General features: G+C 34.7%; 25 protein-coding genes and 4 pseudogenes. 21 read left to right on the top strand and 8 right to left on the bottom strand.

Features of this window, described 5'->3' with window-relative positions; translation table 11 throughout:
• Positions 1-24 precede the first annotated feature (24 nt).
• From H6F32_RS14260 to H6F32_RS14225, 9 genes are all read left to right on the top strand, one after another.
• Entirely contained in the window at positions 25-1,779 is a 1,755-nt protein-coding gene (locus tag H6F32_RS14260) for an N-6 DNA methylase (RefSeq protein WP_190369985.1), read from the top strand.
• Between the two features lie 79 nt (positions 1,780-1,858).
• Positions 1,859-2,071: a type II toxin-antitoxin system ParD family antitoxin gene (locus tag H6F32_RS14255; protein WP_190369984.1), complete on the top strand. Its 213-nt coding sequence runs from the start codon at positions 1,859-1,861 to the stop codon at positions 2,069-2,071.
• Positions 2,072-2,087: 16 nt separating this feature from the next.
• Positions 2,088-2,303 carry a type II toxin-antitoxin system HicA family toxin gene (locus tag H6F32_RS14250; protein ID WP_190369983.1) on the top strand — a complete coding sequence of 72 codons (216 nt, stop codon included), beginning with the start codon at positions 2,088-2,090 and terminating at the stop codon, positions 2,301-2,303.
• A 2-nt stretch (positions 2,304-2,305) separates the two neighbouring features.
• Positions 2,306-2,533, top strand: a complete 228-nt coding sequence (locus H6F32_RS14245) for a type II toxin-antitoxin system HicB family antitoxin (protein ID WP_190369982.1) — start codon at positions 2,306-2,308, stop codon at positions 2,531-2,533.
• Complete coding sequence (locus H6F32_RS14240; RefSeq protein WP_190370024.1) at positions 2,523-2,729, top strand: hypothetical protein; 207 nt, start codon at positions 2,523-2,525, stop codon at positions 2,727-2,729. Before H6F32_RS14245 ends, H6F32_RS14240 begins: the two co-directional genes overlap by 11 nt.
• Before the next feature lie 79 nt (positions 2,730-2,808).
• A complete protein-coding gene (locus H6F32_RS14235; RefSeq protein ID WP_137908491.1) occupies positions 2,809-3,066 on the top strand; it encodes a type II toxin-antitoxin system ParD family antitoxin in 258 nt (85 codons plus the stop codon).
• 2 nt (positions 3,067-3,068) lie between these two features.
• Positions 3,069-3,206: a type II toxin-antitoxin system RelE/ParE family toxin gene (locus H6F32_RS20270; protein ID WP_199294581.1), complete on the top strand. Its 138-nt coding sequence runs from the start codon at positions 3,069-3,071 to the stop codon at positions 3,204-3,206.
• A gap of 1 nt (position 3,207) precedes the next feature.
• Positions 3,208-3,372 (top strand): type II toxin-antitoxin system RelE/ParE family toxin, encoded by a 165-nt coding sequence (locus H6F32_RS20265; RefSeq protein ID WP_199294580.1) that lies wholly within the window; start codon positions 3,208-3,210, stop codon positions 3,370-3,372.
• Positions 3,369-4,694, top strand: coding sequence for a type ISP restriction/modification enzyme (locus tag H6F32_RS14225; RefSeq protein ID WP_190369981.1), 1,326 nt, complete (start codon positions 3,369-3,371; stop codon positions 4,692-4,694). Before H6F32_RS20265 ends, H6F32_RS14225 begins: the two co-directional genes overlap by 4 nt.
• 1,104 nt (positions 4,695-5,798) lie before the next feature.
• Here H6F32_RS14225 and H6F32_RS14220 read toward each other — a convergent pair.
• Both H6F32_RS14220 and H6F32_RS14215 read right to left on the bottom strand, forming a co-directional pair.
• Positions 5,799-6,236, bottom strand: coding sequence for a DUF6918 family protein (locus H6F32_RS14220; protein ID WP_190369980.1), 438 nt, complete (start codon positions 6,234-6,236; stop codon positions 5,799-5,801).
• A 278-nt stretch (positions 6,237-6,514) separates the two neighbouring features.
• The gene (locus H6F32_RS14215; RefSeq protein ID WP_190369979.1) at positions 6,515-7,120 is read right to left on the bottom strand and encodes a hypothetical protein; all 606 of its coding nucleotides are present in this window, start codon (positions 7,118-7,120) and stop codon (positions 6,515-6,517) included.
• Between the two features lie 187 nt (positions 7,121-7,307).
• On the opposite strand from H6F32_RS14215, the gene H6F32_RS14210 reads away from it, so the two are divergent.
• Both H6F32_RS14210 and H6F32_RS14205 read left to right on the top strand, forming a co-directional pair.
• Positions 7,308-7,541: a hypothetical protein gene (locus H6F32_RS14210; RefSeq protein WP_190369978.1), complete on the top strand. Its 234-nt coding sequence runs from the start codon at positions 7,308-7,310 to the stop codon at positions 7,539-7,541.
• A gap of 43 nt (positions 7,542-7,584) precedes the next feature.
• Positions 7,585-7,956, top strand: coding sequence for a hypothetical protein (locus H6F32_RS14205; protein ID WP_190369977.1), 372 nt, complete (start codon positions 7,585-7,587; stop codon positions 7,954-7,956).
• Between the two features lie 115 nt (positions 7,957-8,071).
• On the opposite strand, the gene H6F32_RS14200 is transcribed toward H6F32_RS14205, so the two are convergent.
• On the bottom strand, positions 8,072-9,499 hold the full coding sequence (locus tag H6F32_RS14200; protein WP_190369976.1) for a site-specific integrase: 1,428 nt from the start codon (positions 9,497-9,499) through the stop codon (positions 8,072-8,074).
• A gap of 109 nt (positions 9,500-9,608) precedes the next feature.
• Between H6F32_RS14200 and nifH the strand changes: the two are divergent.
• The 3 genes and pseudogenes from nifH to H6F32_RS14185 form a co-directional block, all read left to right on the top strand.
• Positions 9,609-10,070 (top strand): annotated as a pseudogene (nifH, locus tag H6F32_RS14195) (nitrogenase reductase); the annotation flags it as partial.
• 136 nt (positions 10,071-10,206) lie between these two features.
• A pseudogene (locus H6F32_RS14190) lies at positions 10,207-11,118 on the top strand (nitrogenase component 1); the annotation flags it as partial.
• Between the two features lie 100 nt (positions 11,119-11,218).
• Positions 11,219-12,619, top strand: a complete 1,401-nt coding sequence (locus H6F32_RS14185) for a site-specific integrase (protein ID WP_190370015.1) — start codon at positions 11,219-11,221, stop codon at positions 12,617-12,619.
• Here H6F32_RS14185 and H6F32_RS14180 read toward each other — a convergent pair.
• Complete coding sequence (locus H6F32_RS14180; protein ID WP_190370023.1) at positions 12,608-12,967, bottom strand: hypothetical protein; 360 nt, start codon at positions 12,965-12,967, stop codon at positions 12,608-12,610. The genes H6F32_RS14185 and H6F32_RS14180 overlap by 12 nt on opposite strands.
• A 479-nt stretch (positions 12,968-13,446) precedes the next feature.
• Here H6F32_RS14180 and H6F32_RS14175 point away from each other — a divergent pair.
• Positions 13,447-13,996: pseudogene (locus H6F32_RS14175) on the top strand (nitrogenase component 1); the annotation flags it as partial.
• A gap of 207 nt (positions 13,997-14,203) precedes the next feature.
• Here the strand turns inward: H6F32_RS14175 and H6F32_RS14170 are convergent.
• A complete protein-coding gene (locus H6F32_RS14170; RefSeq protein WP_190369975.1) occupies positions 14,204-14,620 on the bottom strand; it encodes an HNH endonuclease in 417 nt (138 codons plus the stop codon).
• Positions 14,621-14,631: 11 nt separating this feature from the next.
• Here H6F32_RS14170 and H6F32_RS20625 point away from each other — a divergent pair.
• The 3 genes and pseudogenes from H6F32_RS20625 to H6F32_RS14165 form a co-directional block, all read left to right on the top strand.
• Positions 14,632-14,832 (top strand): annotated as a pseudogene (locus H6F32_RS20625) (IS607 family transposase); the annotation flags it as partial.
• A gap of 64 nt (positions 14,833-14,896) precedes the next feature.
• The gene (locus tag H6F32_RS20940) at positions 14,897-15,019 is read left to right on the top strand and encodes a hypothetical protein (protein ID WP_277875069.1); all 123 of its coding nucleotides are present in this window, start codon (positions 14,897-14,899) and stop codon (positions 15,017-15,019) included.
• Between the two features lie 114 nt (positions 15,020-15,133).
• Positions 15,134-15,448, top strand: coding sequence for a hypothetical protein (locus H6F32_RS14165; protein ID WP_190369974.1), 315 nt, complete (start codon positions 15,134-15,136; stop codon positions 15,446-15,448).
• Here the strand turns inward: H6F32_RS14165 and H6F32_RS14160 are convergent.
• Positions 15,431-15,730, bottom strand: a complete 300-nt coding sequence (locus tag H6F32_RS14160) for a hypothetical protein (protein ID WP_190369973.1) — start codon at positions 15,728-15,730, stop codon at positions 15,431-15,433. The genes H6F32_RS14165 and H6F32_RS14160 overlap by 18 nt on opposite strands.
• Before the next feature lie 17 nt (positions 15,731-15,747).
• Complete coding sequence (locus H6F32_RS21105) at positions 15,748-15,894, bottom strand: hypothetical protein (protein WP_313926643.1); 147 nt, start codon at positions 15,892-15,894, stop codon at positions 15,748-15,750.
• Positions 15,895-16,049: 155 nt separating this feature from the next.
• On the opposite strand from H6F32_RS21105, the gene H6F32_RS14150 reads away from it, so the two are divergent.
• The 3 genes from H6F32_RS14150 (at position 16,050) to H6F32_RS14140 (ending at position 18,203) form a co-directional block, all read left to right on the top strand.
• Positions 16,050-16,784, top strand: coding sequence for a Uma2 family endonuclease (locus tag H6F32_RS14150; RefSeq protein ID WP_190369972.1), 735 nt, complete (start codon positions 16,050-16,052; stop codon positions 16,782-16,784).
• A 66-nt stretch (positions 16,785-16,850) separates the two neighbouring features.
• The gene (locus H6F32_RS14145) at positions 16,851-17,426 is read left to right on the top strand and encodes a Uma2 family endonuclease (protein ID WP_190369971.1); all 576 of its coding nucleotides are present in this window, start codon (positions 16,851-16,853) and stop codon (positions 17,424-17,426) included.
• Positions 17,427-17,594: 168 nt separating this feature from the next.
• Positions 17,595-18,203, top strand: a complete 609-nt coding sequence (locus H6F32_RS14140) for a Uma2 family endonuclease (protein ID WP_190369970.1) — start codon at positions 17,595-17,597, stop codon at positions 18,201-18,203.
• Positions 18,204-18,219: 16 nt separating this feature from the next.
• Here H6F32_RS14140 and H6F32_RS14135 read toward each other — a convergent pair whose 3' ends face one another.
• Positions 18,220-18,609: a hypothetical protein gene (locus H6F32_RS14135; RefSeq protein ID WP_190369969.1), complete on the bottom strand. Its 390-nt coding sequence runs from the start codon at positions 18,607-18,609 to the stop codon at positions 18,220-18,222.
• Positions 18,610-18,872 lie beyond the last annotated feature (263 nt).

Raw genomic sequence — 18,872 nt, 5'->3', positions numbered from 1 at the left:
TAACCACAAACTAGTTTTAATTATATGTCCAGTCTTAACCTCAAACCAACCCATAAACCTGTCAAGCAATATTACGAAGAATTAGAAAATTTCAAAAAACTGGGAGTTGTTCATGAAACTGCGGTAAAAGTGGCTTTTCAAAAGTTGCTTGAGTCTTGCTGTCAACAGTTTAAATGGACTCTAGTACAAGAATATGCTATTAAAAAACGAAAAAGAGTTGATGGGGCTTTAGTTGATAGTTATAACTTAGCTCGTGCTTATTGGGAAGCTAAAGACACTAAAGATAATTTAAAAAAAGAAGTCCAGAAAAAACTAGCTATTGATTATCCCAAAGATAATATTATTTTTCAACAACCAGAAAGGGCAATTCTTTACCAAGATGGTAAATTGGTAATGGATGAAGATATTACCAAACCCCAAAACTTAGTAGATGTATTACGACAACTTTTTGAATATCGTCCTCCCGCAATTGAACAATGGGAAAAAGCCGCTGATGAGTTTGGACTGCGAGTGGAAGAACACGCAACTGCATTATTAAGATTAATTAAAGAACAAAGCCAGAAAAATAAAAAATTTATTGATGCTTTTGCCGAATTTTTCAAACTTTGTCGTCAATCAATTAATCCTAATATTTCAGAAGCAGCCGTTGAGGAAATGTTAATTCAACATTTATTAACTGAGCGCATTTTTAGAAATGTGTTTAATAATCCTGATTTTGCTCAACGCAATATCATCGCTGTGGAAATTGAGAAAGTAATTAATGCTTTAACTTCTAAATCCTTTAGTCGCAGTCATTTTTTAAGTAGTTTAGATCGGTTTTATGGTGCAATTGAAGAAACCGCCGCAACTATTGATGATTTTTCCCAAAAACAGGATTTTCTCAATAAAATTTATGAGCGCTTTTTTCAAGGTTTTTCTGTAAAAGTTGCCGATACTCACGGAATTGTTTATACTCCTCAACCGATTGTTAATTTTATGGTCAAAAGTGTGGAGAATATTTTACAAAGAGAGTTTGGTAAATCCTTGGTTGATAAAGGTGTACATATTCTTGATCCTTTTGTGGGAACAGGTAATTTTATTATTAGAATAATGCGAGAAATAGCGGAAATTCAAAAATCAGCTTTACCCTATAAATATGAACATGAATTACATTGTAATGAGGTGATGTTATTACCTTATTATATTGCTTCTATGAATATTGAGCATGAGTATTTTGAGCAAGCTGGAGAATATAAATCTTTTGAGGGTATTTGTTTAGTTGATACCTTTGAAGATCAAAATATTCAACAATTGGATTTATTTAGTCCAGATAACATGAAACGAGTGGAAAAACAAAGGAAATCTGATATTTTTGTGATTATTGGTAATCCTCCTTATAATGCAGGACAATTGAATGAAAATGATAATAATAAAAATAGGAAATATACTACAAAAGATAAAACAGGTATAGATGATCGTGTGTCTGCAACCTACGCAAAAGCATCAAAAGCAACATTAAAAAATAAATTATCAGATCCTTATGTGAAAGCAATTCGTTGGGCAAGTGATAGAATCAAAGAAGAGGGTATTATTGCTTTTGTCACTAATAACAGTTTTATTGAACAAATTGCTTTTGATGGCATGAGACAGGAATTAGAAAAACATTTTGATCAAATTTACGTATTTGATTTAGGGGGGAATGTTCGCAAAAATCCTAAACTGTCAGGTACAACTCATAATGTATTTGGTATTCAGGTGGGAGTAAGTGTTAATATATTAGTTAAGAAACAAACTAGGTGATTTTATGCTAAAATCAAATTAATATTGATGATCTAAATTAGGAATTATTCTCAGTTCAACAGTAGATAAGGAGATAAAAATGCAAATCGTCGTCAAACCAGAACAAGGTAAGTATTATAGTGTGGATGAGTTATTAGCAGTAGCTTTTCAACTGTTAGAACAACATGATCTTAAAGAAAAGCAACTGAGTGAATTAAGACGAAAACTCATGGACGGAACACAACAACTTCATGAAGGGAAAGTAGTTGAAGGTGAATTAGTTTTCCAACAACTACAAGAAAAGTTAAAATAATAGGATATTTTTATTTGTGCCTAAAAAAATTCGAGAACTAAAAGCTAAACTATTAAAAGCAGGCTTTACTTACAGACCAGGTAAAGGAAGTCATACAGTTTGGAGTCATTCCAGTTTATCCTATAGTTTGATTTTATCAGGGAAAGACGGAGCAGATGCAGATCGTTATCAAGAACGTGACGTAAAAAATGCCCTCAGAGACTTAGAAAATTTAGATAACGAGGAAGAGTAACTATGAATCATCATTACAGTATATTAATTCAGTGGTCAGATGAAGATCAAAAATATGTAGTCAGTTTTCCAGAGTTCGGTCCTTATGCCCATACTCATGGAGAAACTTATGCAGAATCCCTAAAAAATGGAGAAGAAGTATTAGAACTTTTGATTGAAGAGTATCAGTTACAAGGAAGACCACTTCCACAGCCTTTAATGGTAGGTTCTTCTATGATAATTGGTCAGTAATGTTCAACGTTTTATTGAACAAATCGCTTTTGATGTAATGAGACAGGAATTAGAAAAACATTTTGATCAAATTTACGTATTTGATTTAGGGGGGAATGTTCGCAAAAATCCTAAACTGTCAGGTACAACTCATAATGTATTTGGTATTCAGGTGGCAGTAAGTGTTAATATATTGGTCAAGAAACAAACTAGGTGATTTTATGCTAAAATCAAATTAATATTGATGATCTAAATTAGGAATTATTCTCAGTTCAACAGTAGATAAGGAGATAAAAATGCAAATCGTCGTTAAACCAGAACAAGAAAAATTCATTCTTCAAAAACTACAACAAGGTAAGTATCATAGTGTGGATGAGTTATTAGCAGTAGCTTTTCAACTGTTAGAACAACATGATCTTAAAGAAAAGCAACTGAGTGAACTAAGACGAAAACTCATGGACGGAACACAACAACTTCATGAGGGGAAAGTAGTTGAAGGTGAATTAGTTTTCCAACAACTACAAGAAAAGTTAAAGCAAATGGGACAGGGTTAAAAATGGGTAATTATTTTTTCTCTCAACTTGCGGTGAAAGACCTCAATCAAATTTGTGAATTTATCGGACAAACCAATATTAAAGCCGCGAGTAAACTTTTTGATACTATTCGGGAAAAATGTAAGTTAGTCTTTTCCTAGCATGGGAAAAGATTATTCTGAGATTTTATCAAATTTACGTGGGTTTATTGTTGATGATTATATTGTTTTTTATTATCCCCTAGAAAATGGAATTGAAATTGTCCGTGTTGTTTATGGAAAAAGAGATTTAAACGCTGTATTTGAAGAATTTGGAAAACAAGAATGAAAAAAGCTAAAATATACTATGCACGAATGGATGAATTTTGGACAAAGGAAGAAAAGTTAAAATATTTAGAAAACCTTAACTGGTATGATGTTGATTGGCAAGAAATTAAACCAGATAAAAATAATAATTGGTTAACTGAAGGTTTAGAAGATGATTTTGATAAATTTATAGAAATTGGATCAAAAGAAGTCAAAAAGCAAAAAGACTCAAATCCACAAGTTATTTTTAAGCTATTTAGTCTTGGAGTAGTATCTAGTAGAGATGAATGGGTTTTCTCTTTTTATGAGAATGATTTACAGGATAAAATAAAAACATTTATTCAAAACTATAACTCAGAAGTTAATAGATACTTTCAGGAGGAGTCAAAACCAAATATTGAAGGTTTTATAAATACTGATTCAAGTTTCATAAAATGGACAGATAGACTTAAATTAGCTTTAGAGAAAAGAGAGTTTCTTTTATTTGATAATTTAAAAATTCGGAATTGTTTTTATCGCCCTTTTGTTAGAAAATATATTTATTTTGATCATCTACTAAATCAACGTAGATATCAACAGTATATAATATTTCCAACACCTGAAACTGAAAAAGAAAATCAGGTAATTTGGATCAAAGTTGGAACTGAAATTCCTATGTTTGCCCTTAGTATTAATTATATTCCTGATCTATTACCTCAAGGTGGTTCACAATGTTTCCCCTTCTACACCTACAATGAAGACGGAACAAACCGCCAAGAAAATATCACAGATTGGGCATTAAAACAATATCAAAACCATTACCAAGATACTACAATCACTAAATGGGATATCTTCTATTATATCTATGCAGTGCTACATCATCCCCACTACCGGGAACGCTACGCAGCCAACCTGAAAAGAGAACTTCCCCGCATTCCCTTTGCGCCCCAATTTCATCCTTTTGTCATAGCCGGAAAACGATTAGCAGAAATTCATATTAACTATGAAAAACAACCAGAATATCACCTGAAACACCTAGAAAATAAAGATTTACCCATTGATTGGCGTGTAGAAAAAATGCGCCTATCTAAAGATAAAACCCAAATCAAATATAACGACTTTCTCACCTTAACAGGTATACCACCAGCAGTATTTTTATATCGTTTAGGCAACCGTTCGGCCTTAGATTGGATTATAGATCAATATCAAGTTACCACAGATAAGCGCAGTGAAATTACAAATGATCCTAATCGTGTTGATGATGAACAATATATTGTGAGGTTAATTAAACAGATAATTACTGTGAGTTTAGAGACGGTAGAAATTGTTAATAATTTACCAGATTTGGGATTACCAAAAGATTGATAAGTAGCAAGATCCCCGACTTCTTGAATGAGTCAGGGATCTATGTATTAAGATATTATTTTTTTGATGTTGTGGGTTGTAGAAATGCGATAAAAACGGTATAATACTTATATTCTCAAGGATCATGCTCATGGAAATCCAAAAAATATTAACAACTTGAAAAGGTTTGACTTGAAGGGGGGTAGTAGCGTTAAATCCTGAACAGATAATTGAAATTGCAGATCACCAAATCTTTGAGCATCCAGGAGCTAGATCCCCGACTTCTCAAAGAAGTCGGGGATCTGAAAGTCATGTTTTGACCCTGGAATTATTGGGATTAGATGATGATGGTGTAAACATAAGGAGTCGCTGTTTCTGGTGGTGTACAAGTGGTGACCAGCGATCATCTTTTTGTAGGTGCTGGTTACAATTCTGTGCGAGGATTTAATGGTCAAATTGGTGTGAAATTTTGAGGATATTTAGATTTTTTAGCGATCGCTTTTGGGTGTTGTGGGTTGTTGAGGTGTGTTAGGGAAGCTTACCTAAGATATGGCATTTCCCGTATTTTGGTTTATGGAATGCGATCGCTTATACTAAAAACAGTATAATACTTAATAATATTTATATTCTCAAGGATAATACTCATGGAAATTCAAGAACTTAAAGCAAGAATTAAAGAAAGCATCCGCAGATGTTTATAAATAAACGCATTTTTTGCAGCAGGATCATCTACAATTGCTTCATATCCATTAGCTATCCGCCATTTTCCATACCCAGTTCTTAAATCAGCTTTTTTTTTGCTTCAAAAATAGACCTGTCCGAAAATTCAATATGTGTTTTCTACAACCGTTTTAGAGACGTTCTATAGAACGTCTCTACATTAATTACTGGGAATGTCCAATGACAATTACCGGAGTTTCAATTTCTAAAACTTCAGGACAACGACTTAACAAAAAATCACACATTCCATTAAGTCCAACTGACTCATCAACTGTAAAATCTTTACCAGAAAATAAACTAATTTGTCGGTTTACAAGTCATTGCTTTAATCGCCAATTTTCTCGCTCCTGATGGTGCATTATTGGTAATTTGTCGTGGTAGAAATATAGAAGATCAGCTTGACTGCTATAGTTTACTGTAATTGTCAATAACTTTAGCAAGACTAGGTACAGCTTCTTCTACGTGCTTTTTGGCAGATTTCCGCAGTTTACCGTAAACAGCTTTTAATGAAGAATTGCTACTTTTTTCAATCCGCTTGTCAGTAAGACTTAACAACACATCGGCCGTACTGTCAGAATTTTTAACCAAGTATGTCACTGCATCGCCACTACCCACTGCATCCTGCCACTTATCTTCAAAAGCCATCAAAAATTCAGGTAACAGGCGAGCGATCGCTCCAGCACAATAATCCGGGCTAATACCTTTCACAGCAGCGTAACCAGCCTTTATTGCTAACCCTGAAATTCCCCCCATAGCAGCGACTTGTGTTTCTAACAAATTGATGCAATCATCCACCAATATTTGTTTTTTATGATTATCACTCAACCCATCAATCAACGCCATTGAACACTTCCTTAAATGATATAATAATTACAGAACAATTAATTATACCAATATTTACATCAAATATCAGGAAAAGTGTAACATGGTTTTATATGGGGAAGGAATCTTTGATAAAATTTCATACTTCAACTAATTTACCAAAGTTTTTAATAGCAAAGTTTTTATTCAAGTGAATCAATTTGCGAAAATTGATCAAGAAAAATCCTCTCTAGTGAGAAGATTTAGAGTTACATTTACAAAAGTTTAGTGAATTGTTAATTATAATTGTTAATTATTGACTATCCTCCATTTTGCACCATCCAAACCAACATCCCTAAAATTTCATCTACAGGAGGTAAAGGATAATCAGACAAATCAATAGTCACAGTATCACCCTCTAACTTTAAAAATCGCCATTGTGTACCACTACTAATTGCACCATAAATAGCACTAAGGAAATTATTTTTAGAACTATTAAATCTTTGGGCAGCGACCATCTCTGCAATACATTGACCAAACCCAGTTCTTAAATCAGCTTTTTTTGCTTCAACAATTACAATTACAGGTGCTTCAATTTCTAAAACTTCAGGAGAACGACTTAATAAAAAATCACACATTCCATTCAGTCCTACTGACTCATCAACAGTGAAATCTTCACCAGAAAATAAACTAATTTGCCGATTTAAAATCCTTCTTACTTCTAACAAAACTGGATAAATAATCCCTTCAGAACGTGCTTTTTCACTAGCAGAAGCAGAAATTGGTATACTTTCTTCAAGATATGCTTTTAACGTCACAGATGGTTCAATTTTTTCAATAACAGGAATAAAACGCCCACCTTCCTGAGTTTTTAACCCGAAAGCCTCTTTAACCTTGCCAATAGATGTAAACTGACTATAAGGCATAATTTATAACATTCCATTTATAAAAAACTTATTTTAACTCAATTATACTGTAGGTTAGCTTGATGCAAGGAAACCCAGCATTACCCAAAGCAAGATTCAGATCCCCGACTTCTTAGAGAAGTCGGGGATCTTGTTGTTCATAACTAATTGATGATTTATATGGTATAAAAGTATAGAGCTTATCTATATGACAGAAAATCGAGCTTACGTCCAAAATCTAGCCCAAGAATATATTAAAGCAGGTCAACCAACAGCATGGTTTGAACAACTTTACTCCCAAGCAAATCATGATAGTACAGCAATTCCTTGGGCAGATATGAAACCTAATCATAATCTAATTCAATGGTTAGATAATCAAAATATTCAAGGTCAGGGAAAATATCCCGCACTTATGCAACGCCAATTTTGGTTACTTATTTAAGAACAATATCATATTATCTAGTTAACCGAATTTATTTTAACCTATGAACAAGCAAAATGAATCTCAATCGTTTTTTGGTGATGGTGACTTAAATAAAGACAAATTATTTGTTGATATTCCCGATGAACAAATCTCTCCAGACTATGATAGGATTCCTAATGGATATGATCCAATGGGGGAAATATATCTTAGGGGTCGAGCTTTCAGAAGTATGGCTGGAGGACGCATTCCCTGGTGGGTTCTTATCTCAGGTTGGATACTCTTTGGAAGTATGAATCTGTTAATTCTTCTTTTAGTGATAGTTTCACAATCTTTTGCACCTCTAGTCTTGTTAGTTATTACTCTTCTTCCTGTCATAATTCTATGGAGAGGTACATTTAATAAAATTTCCAGTAGAAAACGTAGAAAAGGTTGAAATGTAATAGACCTGTGGTGAAAATTACATAAGGGTTTTCTACAACCCTTGCATAGACGTTCTATAGAACGTCTCTACAATAATTGCCAAGAAATGTCTAATACTTACGACAATTTTAATTAATCATTTTCACGAAATTTTGATTTCCTAGCTGTAATCTCAATCGTTCATTCTCAATTCTCAACCTCTCATTTTCCTGTTCCAATCTAATCACCATATCCTGTAGATATTCAACTTTTGATTTTTTCTTAATCGCTTCCTCAATAGCAACCTTGCGATTTTCCAAACTAAACCACTTTTGATAAATTGAAGTGTGCATATTCACAGAATGACCTAAATTATCAGCAGCAGCTTTAATAGGAATGCCCATTAAATGCGCTCGAATTGCCCAAGCATGACGTAAATCATAGGGTTGAAAATTCACTCCCACACATCTAAACCATCTATCTGTACCATGTCGCGCTGCATTAATTTCTTTACTGGTAATTTTATCTTCAATCTTCAACTTTAATAACTCAATTGCTTCTAAATCATTTTTTAAATTAAACTCTTCTACCCAATGGGGATATAATGGTAAAGCATCCCTTTCTCCGGTTTTACATTGTTCATTAACTCGCCATGTATTCATGGTATTATCCACAGATAACCACCAATCTAAATCCGGTTTGACAAAAATTTCAATCGGCCTTAAACCATAAGTAGCTAACATCCCATAAACCCATCTCCACAACTTCCAATTATTTCTATCTTCCCTAGTTACTAACTTACTAGGACGATGAATAGCATAATTTTCAAACTTGAAATATTCCTTTTCTATCTCTTTATCTGTAGGAATATCCCGTTTACGTTTTGTAGTAGCTTTAATTTTTAAATTGCTTAATTCAGGAACTTCTAAACCAGAACATTTACATAATACCCGAATCACTTTAATTAACTCATTTTTCACACTATCAGAAGATGGGCAATTTTGTACAGCATCAATAAAATTCGCATTTATCGCTAGTTTATCCTTGGGTAAATGTTTTTGAGCAATATAAAAATAACTACTGAAAGTATTTTCACTTTTTAAGGTGCGTTTGCGCGTTTGAAAATAATTATTCTCAAAATCTGCCACTAAATCACCAATGGTTTTTAAACCAGCTTTAATCCGAGTTTTCCCTAAATATTTATCAGTCCATTGAAATTGTTTTCTAGCAATTAATTTTCCTAACTCATTTGCTTCCTCTTCCGCAGTATTTAAACCAGCAAAATTAAAAGGAATACCCAGGGAAATATCATATTGTTTTGTACCATTACCGTTTTTATCAAAATCACCTGGTTTAATAGGTAAAGTGCATCTTAACTGTAAAGAATTGCCAGATTTTCTCACAGAAACACAAACATTAGCGGCTCTTAGTCTACCATTAATTGCTTTTAATTCTGTGATTAATTTTGCTGTTAGATGATTTTCTTGTTCATTTACTGCTTGCATTCTACCTAAATATCCTCCATCCGTAATAGCTGTTTGGTGAAAATCGGCAAATGCTTCCTGTGTTCTATCCATACCCTAAATTTACCCTAATAAAAAAACTGTTTAATTCAGACAATGCTTACAGCAAACACTGTGTAAAATGAACATTTTACAGCTATTTCTCAAAAATATCTAACTTTTTCGTGAAGGTAAAGCACAAGAAATCTACATCGTTACCTCCGGTGAAATGATGGCGATGTACGCTGCTAACAACATCGCTCGTGGTATTCTTAAATATGCACACTCCGGTGGTGTACGTTTAGGTGGTTTAATCTGTAACAGCCGTAAAGTTGACCGTGAAGACGAGTTAATTGAAAACTTGGCTAAACGTTTAAATACCCAAATGATTCACTTCGTACCTCGTGACAACATCGTTCAACACGCAGAGTTACGTCGTATGACAGTAAACGAGTACGCTCCTGACAGCAACCAATCTAACGAATACCGCGAATTAGCTAAGAAGATCATCAACAACAAGAAACTCACCATTCCTACACCAATGGAAATGGATGAATTAGAAGCTCTGTTGATCGAATATGGTCTATTAGATGACGATACCAAGCACGCAGGAATCATTGGTAAGCCCGCTTCTGCTGCCAAGTAGTATTTAGTCCACAAGGAACAGGAAAAAGGAACACTCTACACAATTCCTTTTTACCTTCCTTTTTAACCTTCCCTTGGGGATTAATTTCCCCCTCCCTAATTCATCTCATATCCTAAATAGTTAAGAGAGGCCACAAATGACTCCTCCAGACAACAAGAAAATTGTTGAAGAAAGAAAGGAACTGATCAAAGAAGTTCTTAAAGCTTACCCCGAAAAGGCTGCTAAGAAGCGTGAAAAACACTTAAATGTACACGAAGAAGGTAAAACAGATTGTGGTGTTAAATCTAACATCAAATCCTTACCTGGTGTAATGACCGCTCGTGGTTGTGCTTATGCAGGATCTAAAGGTGTGGTTTGGGGTCCTATCAAGGACATGATTCACATCAGTCACGGTCCTGTAGGTTGCGGTTACTGGTCTTGGTCAGGTCGTCGTAACTACTACTTAGGTACTACAGGTATAGATACCTTTGGTACTATGCACTTCACCTCCGACTTCCAAGAACGGGATATCGTATTTGGTGGAGACAAAAAACTCATCAAATTAATTGAAGAGTTAGATGAGTTATTCCCCTTAAATCGTGGTGTTTCCATTCAATCTGAATGTCCTATCGGTCTAATTGGCGATGACATTGAAGCAGTAGCTAAGAAGACATCTAAAACCATCGGTAAGCCAGTTATTCCTGTACGTTGCGAAGGTTTCCGTGGTGTATCTCAGTCTTTAGGACACCACATCGCTAACGACATGATTCGTGACTGGGTATTCCCCAGAGCAGACAAAGCTAAGAAAGATGGTACTCTCCAGTTTGAATCTACTCCCTATGACGTAGCCATCATTGGTGACTATAACATCGGTGGTGACGCTTGGGCCAGCCGGATCTTATTAGAAGAAATAGGATTGCGTGTAGTTGCACAGTGGTCTGGTGATGGTACAATCAACGAAATGTTGTTGACCCCCAACGTGAAGATGAACCTCATCCACTGCTATCGTTCTATGAACTATATCAGCCGTCACATGGAAGAGGCTTATGGTATACCCTGTACAAAATATAAGTTAAATTTGGATATAACCGCATTCAGTTCAGATCAGACATTGCTCATTTTGAACTTTGTAAATTTTGGACTGAAATTTAATCCATATTTAAGCCATGATAAATTTTCCAGATCAGGACATATTCGACGGCTATGAACCGCCAGCATCTACCGATGGTTCTTATAGGGGAAACATAAAACAGATGCAAGCGACACAAACACACTTACAAAACAAATTTAATCAAGAGTTAGACAAGGTAAAAGGACGGTTAAAAGCTGGTAAGGTTAAAGTCGGTTTAGTTGTTAGTAAAAATACGATTCAGCTACAGGCTTCGCTACCAATTCGCCCTGGTGATGCTGATAGGTTGGGAACTGGGTACAGGCAATATAAAATTTCCCTCAATATTCCTGCTAACTTAGATGGTCTAAAAACCGCGGAGGAGGAGGCGCAAGAATTAGGTAAATTAATAGCTCGTAAAACTTTTGAATGGAATGATAAATATTTAGGTAAAGGTAGAATTTCAGAATCTATAAGAACTATTGGTGATGTGCTAGAAACCTTTGAAAATGAATATTTTAAAACTCACAAACTAACAGAGAAATCAAAGCATACATTTTCCTACTACCTTGATTATTTAAAAAGGTATGTGGGATGTGAAACTTTACTAACTCAAGAATCTATTGAATTAGCAATAGAAAAATTAGATAACCAACACGCTAAACAGAGTGCGGTTAAGACATTGAAGGTTTTAAGGAATACTTTAAAATTAACAACTTTCAATTTAGACAACATCAAGATTAAAAAACCACAACCTCAAATTAGGGATATTCCCAGTGATGAGGATGTGGTTACATTTTTTCAGAATTTCTCAAACTATGCCCAAACCAGAAAAGGAACTATTAAAAAAGATTTAATTAATACCTGGAAATTATGGCAATGGGTTTATGGAATGCTTGCTACTTACGGTTTACGACCACGTGAACTATTTGTAAATCCTGATATTAATTGGTGGTTATCGGCTGATAACACCGATAATACTTGGAAAGTTGATAAAGACACGAAAACAGGATATAGAGAGGCTTTACCACTATATCCTGACTGGGTAGAATTATTTGATTTGAAAAATGCTGAATATTTAGAACTATTAAAGAACCAAACTGATGGTAGAAACAACTTCACCGATATTAATACTATTCGTGTTAATTGTTCATCATGGTTTCGTAGAGTAAATATTCCATTTACTCCCTATGATTTACGCCATGCTTGGGCAATTAGAGCGCACATTATGGGAATACCAATTAAGGCTGCTGCTGATAATTTAGGACATTCCGTAGAAATTCATACGGAAATTTATCAGAAGTGGTTTAGCCTTGATAATCGGAAAAAAGTTATCAAAATGGCTATTGATCGTCAGGAGGATATTGAATTTTTAAAGGAGGAAAATTTAAGGTTAAAAGCTGAAATTGAATTATTAAAATCTCAGCTTATACGGTATCAATTGGAGCATTTAACCAACTAATTCAATCTCTGAAGGTGTCCAAGACTTAGATCGAAAATCTCTAGCCGCTTTTCCATAAATCCGCCCCCGGTCTACACAGGTCACTGTGTAGACCTTATTTTTTTGATCTTTTTTAGGGTTTTTGGGTTTTATCTGGTCTCCTGTTTTAAATTGGCTGGTTTCAATTATTAGTAGTTGTGGTGTTGGTTGTAGTTTACCCATGATCTCAGCTATCAATAAAGATTCGGCTGAATTGTTGGCGTCTGGTGTTAATCCAATTTCTGTCAGATCAGATTTACTGATTGTGATAGTAGTAGCGTCTTGCGTAGCACCGCTACCAAATACTTGAGTTAATGTAGGTTCTGCCATAATAAAAAAACTAGAATATTTACAATAAATATTCTAGCACTATTATTTAGTAATAGCGATTTTTCAATATTTTCAAAATAATTATTCACGGAGAAAATAGTTGATTTTATAGATCAACTATTTTCCCATTAAATCATTTCTCATTTCTGAACCTTCTGTTCCCTGTTCCCAATAATCTCATAAAAGTGACGACCTAGTGACGACTTGAAAGTATTGCTATATAAGGAAAGTGACGACCGTGACGGCACTATTGTGATTTAGAAATAAAATTTTTATTGGTGACGTAAAATTTAGAAATTATATATTCTGTAACGTATGTTACTACTGTTTTTTCAAGCCATAACATTTATTAATTAATTGTTGCAATAAATAGCATTTTAAGCGGTTTTTCTTGAGGTTTTAAGCTATAAGTAATCCATATCTTAGTTAATCTTTTTGAAACTATTGCTATGGAAGGATTACAGGATTATCGCTTTTATCTACCCTGGATGGAGTATAACTTCTTTGGACCTACCAAGATTGCTGCATCTTTACGTGAAATTGCTTCTAAATTTGATTCTAAGATTCAAGAAAACGCTGAGAAAGTTATTGCTAAATATCAACCTTCCATGGATGCGATCGTTGCTAAGTATCGCCCCCGTTTAGAAGGTAAGACAGTGGCAATGATGGTTGGTGGTTTACGTCCCCGTCACGTTGTACCCGCGTTCCAAGATTTAGGAATGAGATTAGTAGGTACTGGTTATGAGTTCGCTCATAATGACGACTATAAACGTACCACTCACTACATTGAAAACGGAACTATCGTTTATGACGACGTTACCGCTTACGAATTTGAAGAATTTATCAAAGCATTGAAACCAGACTTAGTTGCTTCTGGTGTGAAAGAGAAGTATGTCTTCCAAAAGATGGGTCTTCCTTTCCGTCAAATGCACTCTTGGGATTACTCCGAACTTGGTAATGTTGTTTGAAAGGTGCGATAATTTCAGGTTTTTTGGTTGGGGAATTATGAGAGTTAAATTTTTAGCCTAAATTGATTTTATTATGTTCTAATATAACATTGTTTGTGAATAACTGCAAGTGGTAAAGGTTTGATTTTTCAAGGTTTGAGGCTTGGCTTAAATTTGACTTAAATCAAGAGTGTTTAATATAAAACTTTTTTATTCGGAATTTTATTAGCCTAAATAGTAAGGTATGTTAGATTATTTGTCCAATGTACCCTAATAACTATTTTTTCCATTATTCTTGTGGATCATCTTCAGGAGGATGTAGACCACTTTCAACCCATCTTTGTCGAGATTTTTGAATGAATTTTTCTCCACGACGTTCATCATTTAGATCAAGACGTTCACAGGTTGCTCGTCCTGTGGGAGTTTTGCCAATAATACATAAACCGTCAAATGTCCACATAAAATGTTCAGCCCAAATTTGCTGACGGGGATTAAACAAGGGAGTTTCTTTTCCAGTGTCGGGATCAATACCTGTAGTAAAATTGTAACGTCTTTCATTGCAACGACGACAGGCAAGGGCAAGATTATCAAGATTATCAGTACCTCCCAAAGATTGAGGTTGCAAATGGTCAATAGAAAGAGGTGCTGTGCTAAGAAGTTCAGGGTAGTGACAGTATTCACAGCGATACTGAGCGCGTTGTCTCACTTGCTCGTAAAGAGATCATAGTTGCAAACCAGGAATCTTTGTCACCCCAACAAGAATTAGTAGAAGACCTAATGGCAATTATTCACTGCTTTTCTTGTCGGTTGTACGGATTGAGAAATTACTCCAAAGAAATCAAAGATCGTCTCAAAAATGCTATTTACAAACCTATACAAAATGTGTCAAACTTAGACAATAAAGAAATACAGTGTTGAGAGTTCTTGCATTCGCTCCCCTAGTTTATCGGTAAATTTGAATAACATGAGGTTTTTAATACGCTTGATACAGATTCCTTCTGGTAGGAATTGGGAAGGTTTAATGAGTGTAGCTGTCATAGGTAGATTATTTTTAGTTTTCTTGATTTTATCATTGAATATTTGGGAAAGTGCGATCGCTCGTTAGGTTGGAAGAAGTGCGAGTACCCATTGTAATCATAGTTGGCGATAATATATATTATTAGCATATCCTGACTATACTATAGTCAGACCGTACCAATTTAGAAAAATCGAGGAATTAATGAGAAGATTAAGAGTGCCTAAAGGACAAGTTTTTTTAAAAAAAGAAGAAAAAATTTTGAGAACGCTGAAAAACTTAAATGGAAACCATTCTGATTCAGACTTTATCCTGAAGTTTAAGGAGTTATACCCAGATGATTGGCAGAAAATCGTCGCTCGCTACGAAGCCCACCAAAGACTTACTCCCAAAGGTAAAAGCCATCCCATCCCCCCACCAGAAAAATATTTGCTGAATATCTCTAAAAAGCACAGAACAGTCCACGCGCAAGGTGAAAATTTAAGTTCGTTGCCGAAAGAATCAGACGATGAAGTCTAACTGGTTTTTTACTAAATGAAATTGAATTTCTTCCCGTTCTTCAAACTGAAGCTGTTCTGGAATTTGAATCATTTCACCTTCCCAAATACCTACTACTTCTTCTAAAAATCTCCGAGAATATCCTAACTCTTCTGGAGATTTATTGTCAGATTTTAATGACGTTTTGGCAATACGTTGAAATACAATCACCATTTCTAATTCTTCATTAGCAAACTCAGGAGGAAGTTCAATTTTGACTATCCCATCATTACCAATTTGTGCTTTGATTTTCATACTTTCCATAGACTTATCTCCTTCATCTATAACCGTTGATAATCAGCTTTTTCAGCAGCAATATAGCCCTCCATTTCTTCTCGATCAGCATGATAATAAGTTAAAGCTGCATACACTGGAATAAGAGTTACATTACCCATGCGTTCAGTGATTTCTTCCGCATTTAATCCCATTTTGTACTAAGCAGCAATGCGTTGGACAGAAACCCTAGTACCAGCAATAGGAGGGCGACATCCTAAAGTTTATGGTGACTTAATAATCAGTGTACCAATAATTTAACATTTTTACATTCATGTTATAATTGATAAGTAACTACTTGGTATCATACATGATGATTACTCAAGCGCTGGAATCACAAACTAATACCTTAGAAGATATATCAGAAGAGATAATTTTCCCCCCCAGTGACCTATATAGTGATGAACCTCCCGTGGAAACAGAACTGCATTTACGACAAATTATTCTCCTCCTTAAATGTTTAGAATGGTTATGGAAGGAGAGAACTGATTTTTATGCTGTCGGAAATCTAAGCATCTACTATAGTCCTCATCAAAAAAAATCAAAAGATGTTAGAGATCCAGATTTTTTCGTAGTTTTAGGAACAGAACGAAAAACTAGAAAAAGTTGGGTAGTGTGGGAAGAAAATGGCAAATATCCTCATGTCATTGTCGAAATTATTTCACCAACTACAGCTAAAACTGATAGAGAAACTAAAAAACTACTTTATCAAGATACTTTCCGTACACCTGATTATTTTTGGTTTGATCCTTATACATTAGAATTTGCAGGATTTAATTTAATTAGTGGCAAATATCAACCCTTACAACCTAACGAAAAAGGACATTTATGGAGTGAAGAATTGGGTTTATACTTAGGGATTCATGAGGGTTTATTAAGATATTTTACATCATCAGGAGTTTTAGTTCCTACACCGGAAGAAAGCGCACAGATGGAAGCAAAAAGAGCAGCAATGGAAGCAGAAAAAGCGAAAATATCAAATGAAAAATATCAAAGGTTAGCCGCAAAATTGAGAGAGTTAAATATTGATCCAGATACAATTTAAGGAAATCTAAAATCAAATTGTGTTTGGTTGAATTACCCCAACTTTGTATATTAGGAGTATTATTTTATGCCAATCATGACTATTAAAGATGTGGAAAAACTGCAAACTGCTATCAATGATGCAGGTTTAGATTACGATGTTGAGTTAACAAACGGGAGAATTTCTATTGTGGGTCCATCAGATGTCGTATCTAGCGAAATTGGTATTCTTTTTAGCCGACTATTAGCTAACTGGGTTTATCCCTGTCGCTTAGGAAGAGTATTTGATTCTGCTGGAGGTTTTATTTTACCAGATAGCAACTTAACCGCTCCCGATGTTTCTTTTGTCAGTGCTGCACGTCTGCGTCAAAGTCCTGGTTATTTTGGCGAACTTGTACCAGATTTAGTAGTAGAAATTAAATCTCAAAGTGATAGAATTAAAACATTAAAAAATAAGATTCTCAACTTGATCAAATTAGGTGCAATTATTGGAATTTTAATTGATCCTGATGAAGAAACTGTAACAGTTTATCGTTCTCAAGGTGAAGCAATAGTTTTTCATAATGGCGATATTTTAACTTTACCTGAACTTTTTCCTGGTTGGGAAGTACCTATTTCTGAATTATGGCCTCCTATTTTTACAGAGGAAGAAATACAAGGTTAAAACATCAAATAGAAAATGATCCAAAACTAGTCTAAGCTGTTGTGCCTTTAACTTGAATAATTAATACAGGCAAGATGCTTGTGCTACTGTAACTTCAGGTTTTTTAATTATACAGTGAGTGCTGCACATTAGCTTATAATTTAAATTTATCATCAGGAGTATAAACTTATGGCTATCATGACAGTTCAAGATGTAGAAAAACTACAAAGTGCCATCAATGAAGCAGGTTTAGATTACGATGTGGAATTAGAAAACGGGAGAATTTCTATTGTGGGTCCATCGGATATTGTATCTAGTGAAATTAGCAGTCGTTTAATTGCTTTCCTCTTTGCTTGGGTAAATCCCCGTCGTTTAGGAAGAGTATTTGATTCTGCGGGTGGTTTTATTTTACCAGATAGCAACTTAACCGCTCCTGATGTTTCTTTTGTCAGTGCTGCAAGGTTGCGTCAAAGTCCCCGTTATTTTGGTGAACTTGTACCAGATTTAGTAGTAGAAATTAAATCTCAAAGTGATAGAATTAAAACATTAAAAAATAAAATTCTTAACTTGATCAAATTAGGTGCAATTATTGGAATTTTAATTGACCCTGATGAGGAAACAGTCACAGTTTATCGTTCTCAAGGTGAGCCAATAGTTTTTTATAATGGCGATATTTTAACTTTACCTGAACTTTTTCCTGGTTGGGAAGTACCTATTTTTGAATTATGGCCTCCTATTTTTACAGAGGAAGAAATAGAAGGCTTAACGGACGACAAGGGGATTGAAAAAAAGAATTAAAAAATCCAAACATCCTCTAGAATTTTACACCGATTTGACCATTAAATCCTCGCACAGAATTGTAACCAGCACCTACAAAAAGATGATCGCTAGTCACTACTTGTACACCTCCAGAAACAGCCACTCCTTTATCTTCCGAATACCAGCCAATTCCGACATAAGGTGAAATCACTGGTAAACTCAAGAATTTTAAAACATCTGCTCCCGTAGCACCTTGAGGACCCCTTCCTACTTCAACACCAAAACCTAAAACCTTAACACCCGCACCATAAGTAACTTCACTATCTTTACTTCCCACCGTCACCCAAGGTTGTGGTAAAAGTTGAGCCGCAACCTGATCAGGAGTAAATATATTTAAGCAAGTTAGTGATGAAATGAGTATTTTAATCATCAATGCTTTTTTCATCGTTTTTTCCTCTACTACCACTGATATTGTAACATTTTAAGAAACTCAACGTTTAGCACCAAAGTTGCGAGAATTAAATATTGATAGGACTTACGCAACTGGCACAAGCGATGGTGCGGCGTAGCCGCACCGAGCGCCTAAAGACTAAACCATTGACATAGCAATATCTGGACGTTTTAGTTGTCCTATTAAATAATTAGAAAGCAAATTATGCTTAATTTGATAAATAGTTTGACCTGTGTTGTAAGCTAAGTTTTTTAGTC

It is taken from the genome of Anabaena sp. FACHB-1237 (assembly GCF_014696225.1).
Taxonomy (GTDB): Bacteria; Cyanobacteriota; Cyanobacteriia; order Cyanobacteriales; family Nostocaceae; genus FACHB-1237.
Note: the sequence above shows the minus strand (reverse complement) of the source record. Positions and strands in the feature narration are given on the sequence as shown.

What these genes read in the sequence shown, in the direction of transcription:
- H6F32_RS14260 (WP_190369985.1), top strand. Translation starts at nt 25, where the DNA reads ATGTCCAGTCTTAACCTCAAACCAACCCATAAACCTGTCAAGCAATAT.
- H6F32_RS14255 (WP_190369984.1), top strand. Translation starts at nt 1,859, where the DNA reads ATGCAAATCGTCGTCAAACCAGAACAAGGTAAGTATTATAGTGTGGAT.
- H6F32_RS14245 (WP_190369982.1), top strand. Translation starts at nt 2,306, where the DNA reads ATGAATCATCATTACAGTATATTAATTCAGTGGTCAGATGAAGATCAA.
- H6F32_RS14235 (WP_137908491.1), top strand. Translation starts at nt 2,809, where the DNA reads ATGCAAATCGTCGTTAAACCAGAACAAGAAAAATTCATTCTTCAAAAA.
- H6F32_RS20270 (WP_199294581.1), top strand. Translation starts at nt 3,069, where the DNA reads ATGGGTAATTATTTTTTCTCTCAACTTGCGGTGAAAGACCTCAATCAA.
- H6F32_RS20265 (WP_199294580.1), top strand. Translation starts at nt 3,208, where the DNA reads ATGGGAAAAGATTATTCTGAGATTTTATCAAATTTACGTGGGTTTATT.
- H6F32_RS14225 (WP_190369981.1), top strand. Translation starts at nt 3,369, where the DNA reads ATGAAAAAAGCTAAAATATACTATGCACGAATGGATGAATTTTGGACA.
- H6F32_RS14220 (WP_190369980.1), bottom strand. Translation starts at nt 6,236, where the DNA reads ATGGCGTTGATTGATGGGTTGAGTGATAATCATAAAAAACAAATATTG.
- H6F32_RS14215 (WP_190369979.1), bottom strand. Translation starts at nt 7,120, where the DNA reads ATGCCTTATAGTCAGTTTACATCTATTGGCAAGGTTAAAGAGGCTTTC.
- H6F32_RS14210 (WP_190369978.1), top strand. Translation starts at nt 7,308, where the DNA reads ATGACAGAAAATCGAGCTTACGTCCAAAATCTAGCCCAAGAATATATT.
- H6F32_RS14205 (WP_190369977.1), top strand. Translation starts at nt 7,585, where the DNA reads ATGAACAAGCAAAATGAATCTCAATCGTTTTTTGGTGATGGTGACTTA.
- H6F32_RS14200 (WP_190369976.1), bottom strand. Translation starts at nt 9,499, where the DNA reads ATGGATAGAACACAGGAAGCATTTGCCGATTTTCACCAAACAGCTATT.
- H6F32_RS14180 (WP_190370023.1), bottom strand. Translation starts at nt 12,967, where the DNA reads ATGGCAGAACCTACATTAACTCAAGTATTTGGTAGCGGTGCTACGCAA.
- H6F32_RS14165 (WP_190369974.1), top strand. Translation starts at nt 15,134, where the DNA reads ATGAGAAGATTAAGAGTGCCTAAAGGACAAGTTTTTTTAAAAAAAGAA.
- H6F32_RS14160 (WP_190369973.1), bottom strand. Translation starts at nt 15,730, where the DNA reads ATGGAAAGTATGAAAATCAAAGCACAAATTGGTAATGATGGGATAGTC.
- H6F32_RS21105 (WP_313926643.1), bottom strand. Translation starts at nt 15,894, where the DNA reads ATGGGATTAAATGCGGAAGAAATCACTGAACGCATGGGTAATGTAACT.
- H6F32_RS14150 (WP_190369972.1), top strand. Translation starts at nt 16,050, where the DNA reads ATGATGATTACTCAAGCGCTGGAATCACAAACTAATACCTTAGAAGAT.
- H6F32_RS14145 (WP_190369971.1), top strand. Translation starts at nt 16,851, where the DNA reads ATGCCAATCATGACTATTAAAGATGTGGAAAAACTGCAAACTGCTATC.
- H6F32_RS14140 (WP_190369970.1), top strand. Translation starts at nt 17,595, where the DNA reads ATGGCTATCATGACAGTTCAAGATGTAGAAAAACTACAAAGTGCCATC.
- H6F32_RS14135 (WP_190369969.1), bottom strand. Translation starts at nt 18,609, where the DNA reads ATGAAAAAAGCATTGATGATTAAAATACTCATTTCATCACTAACTTGC.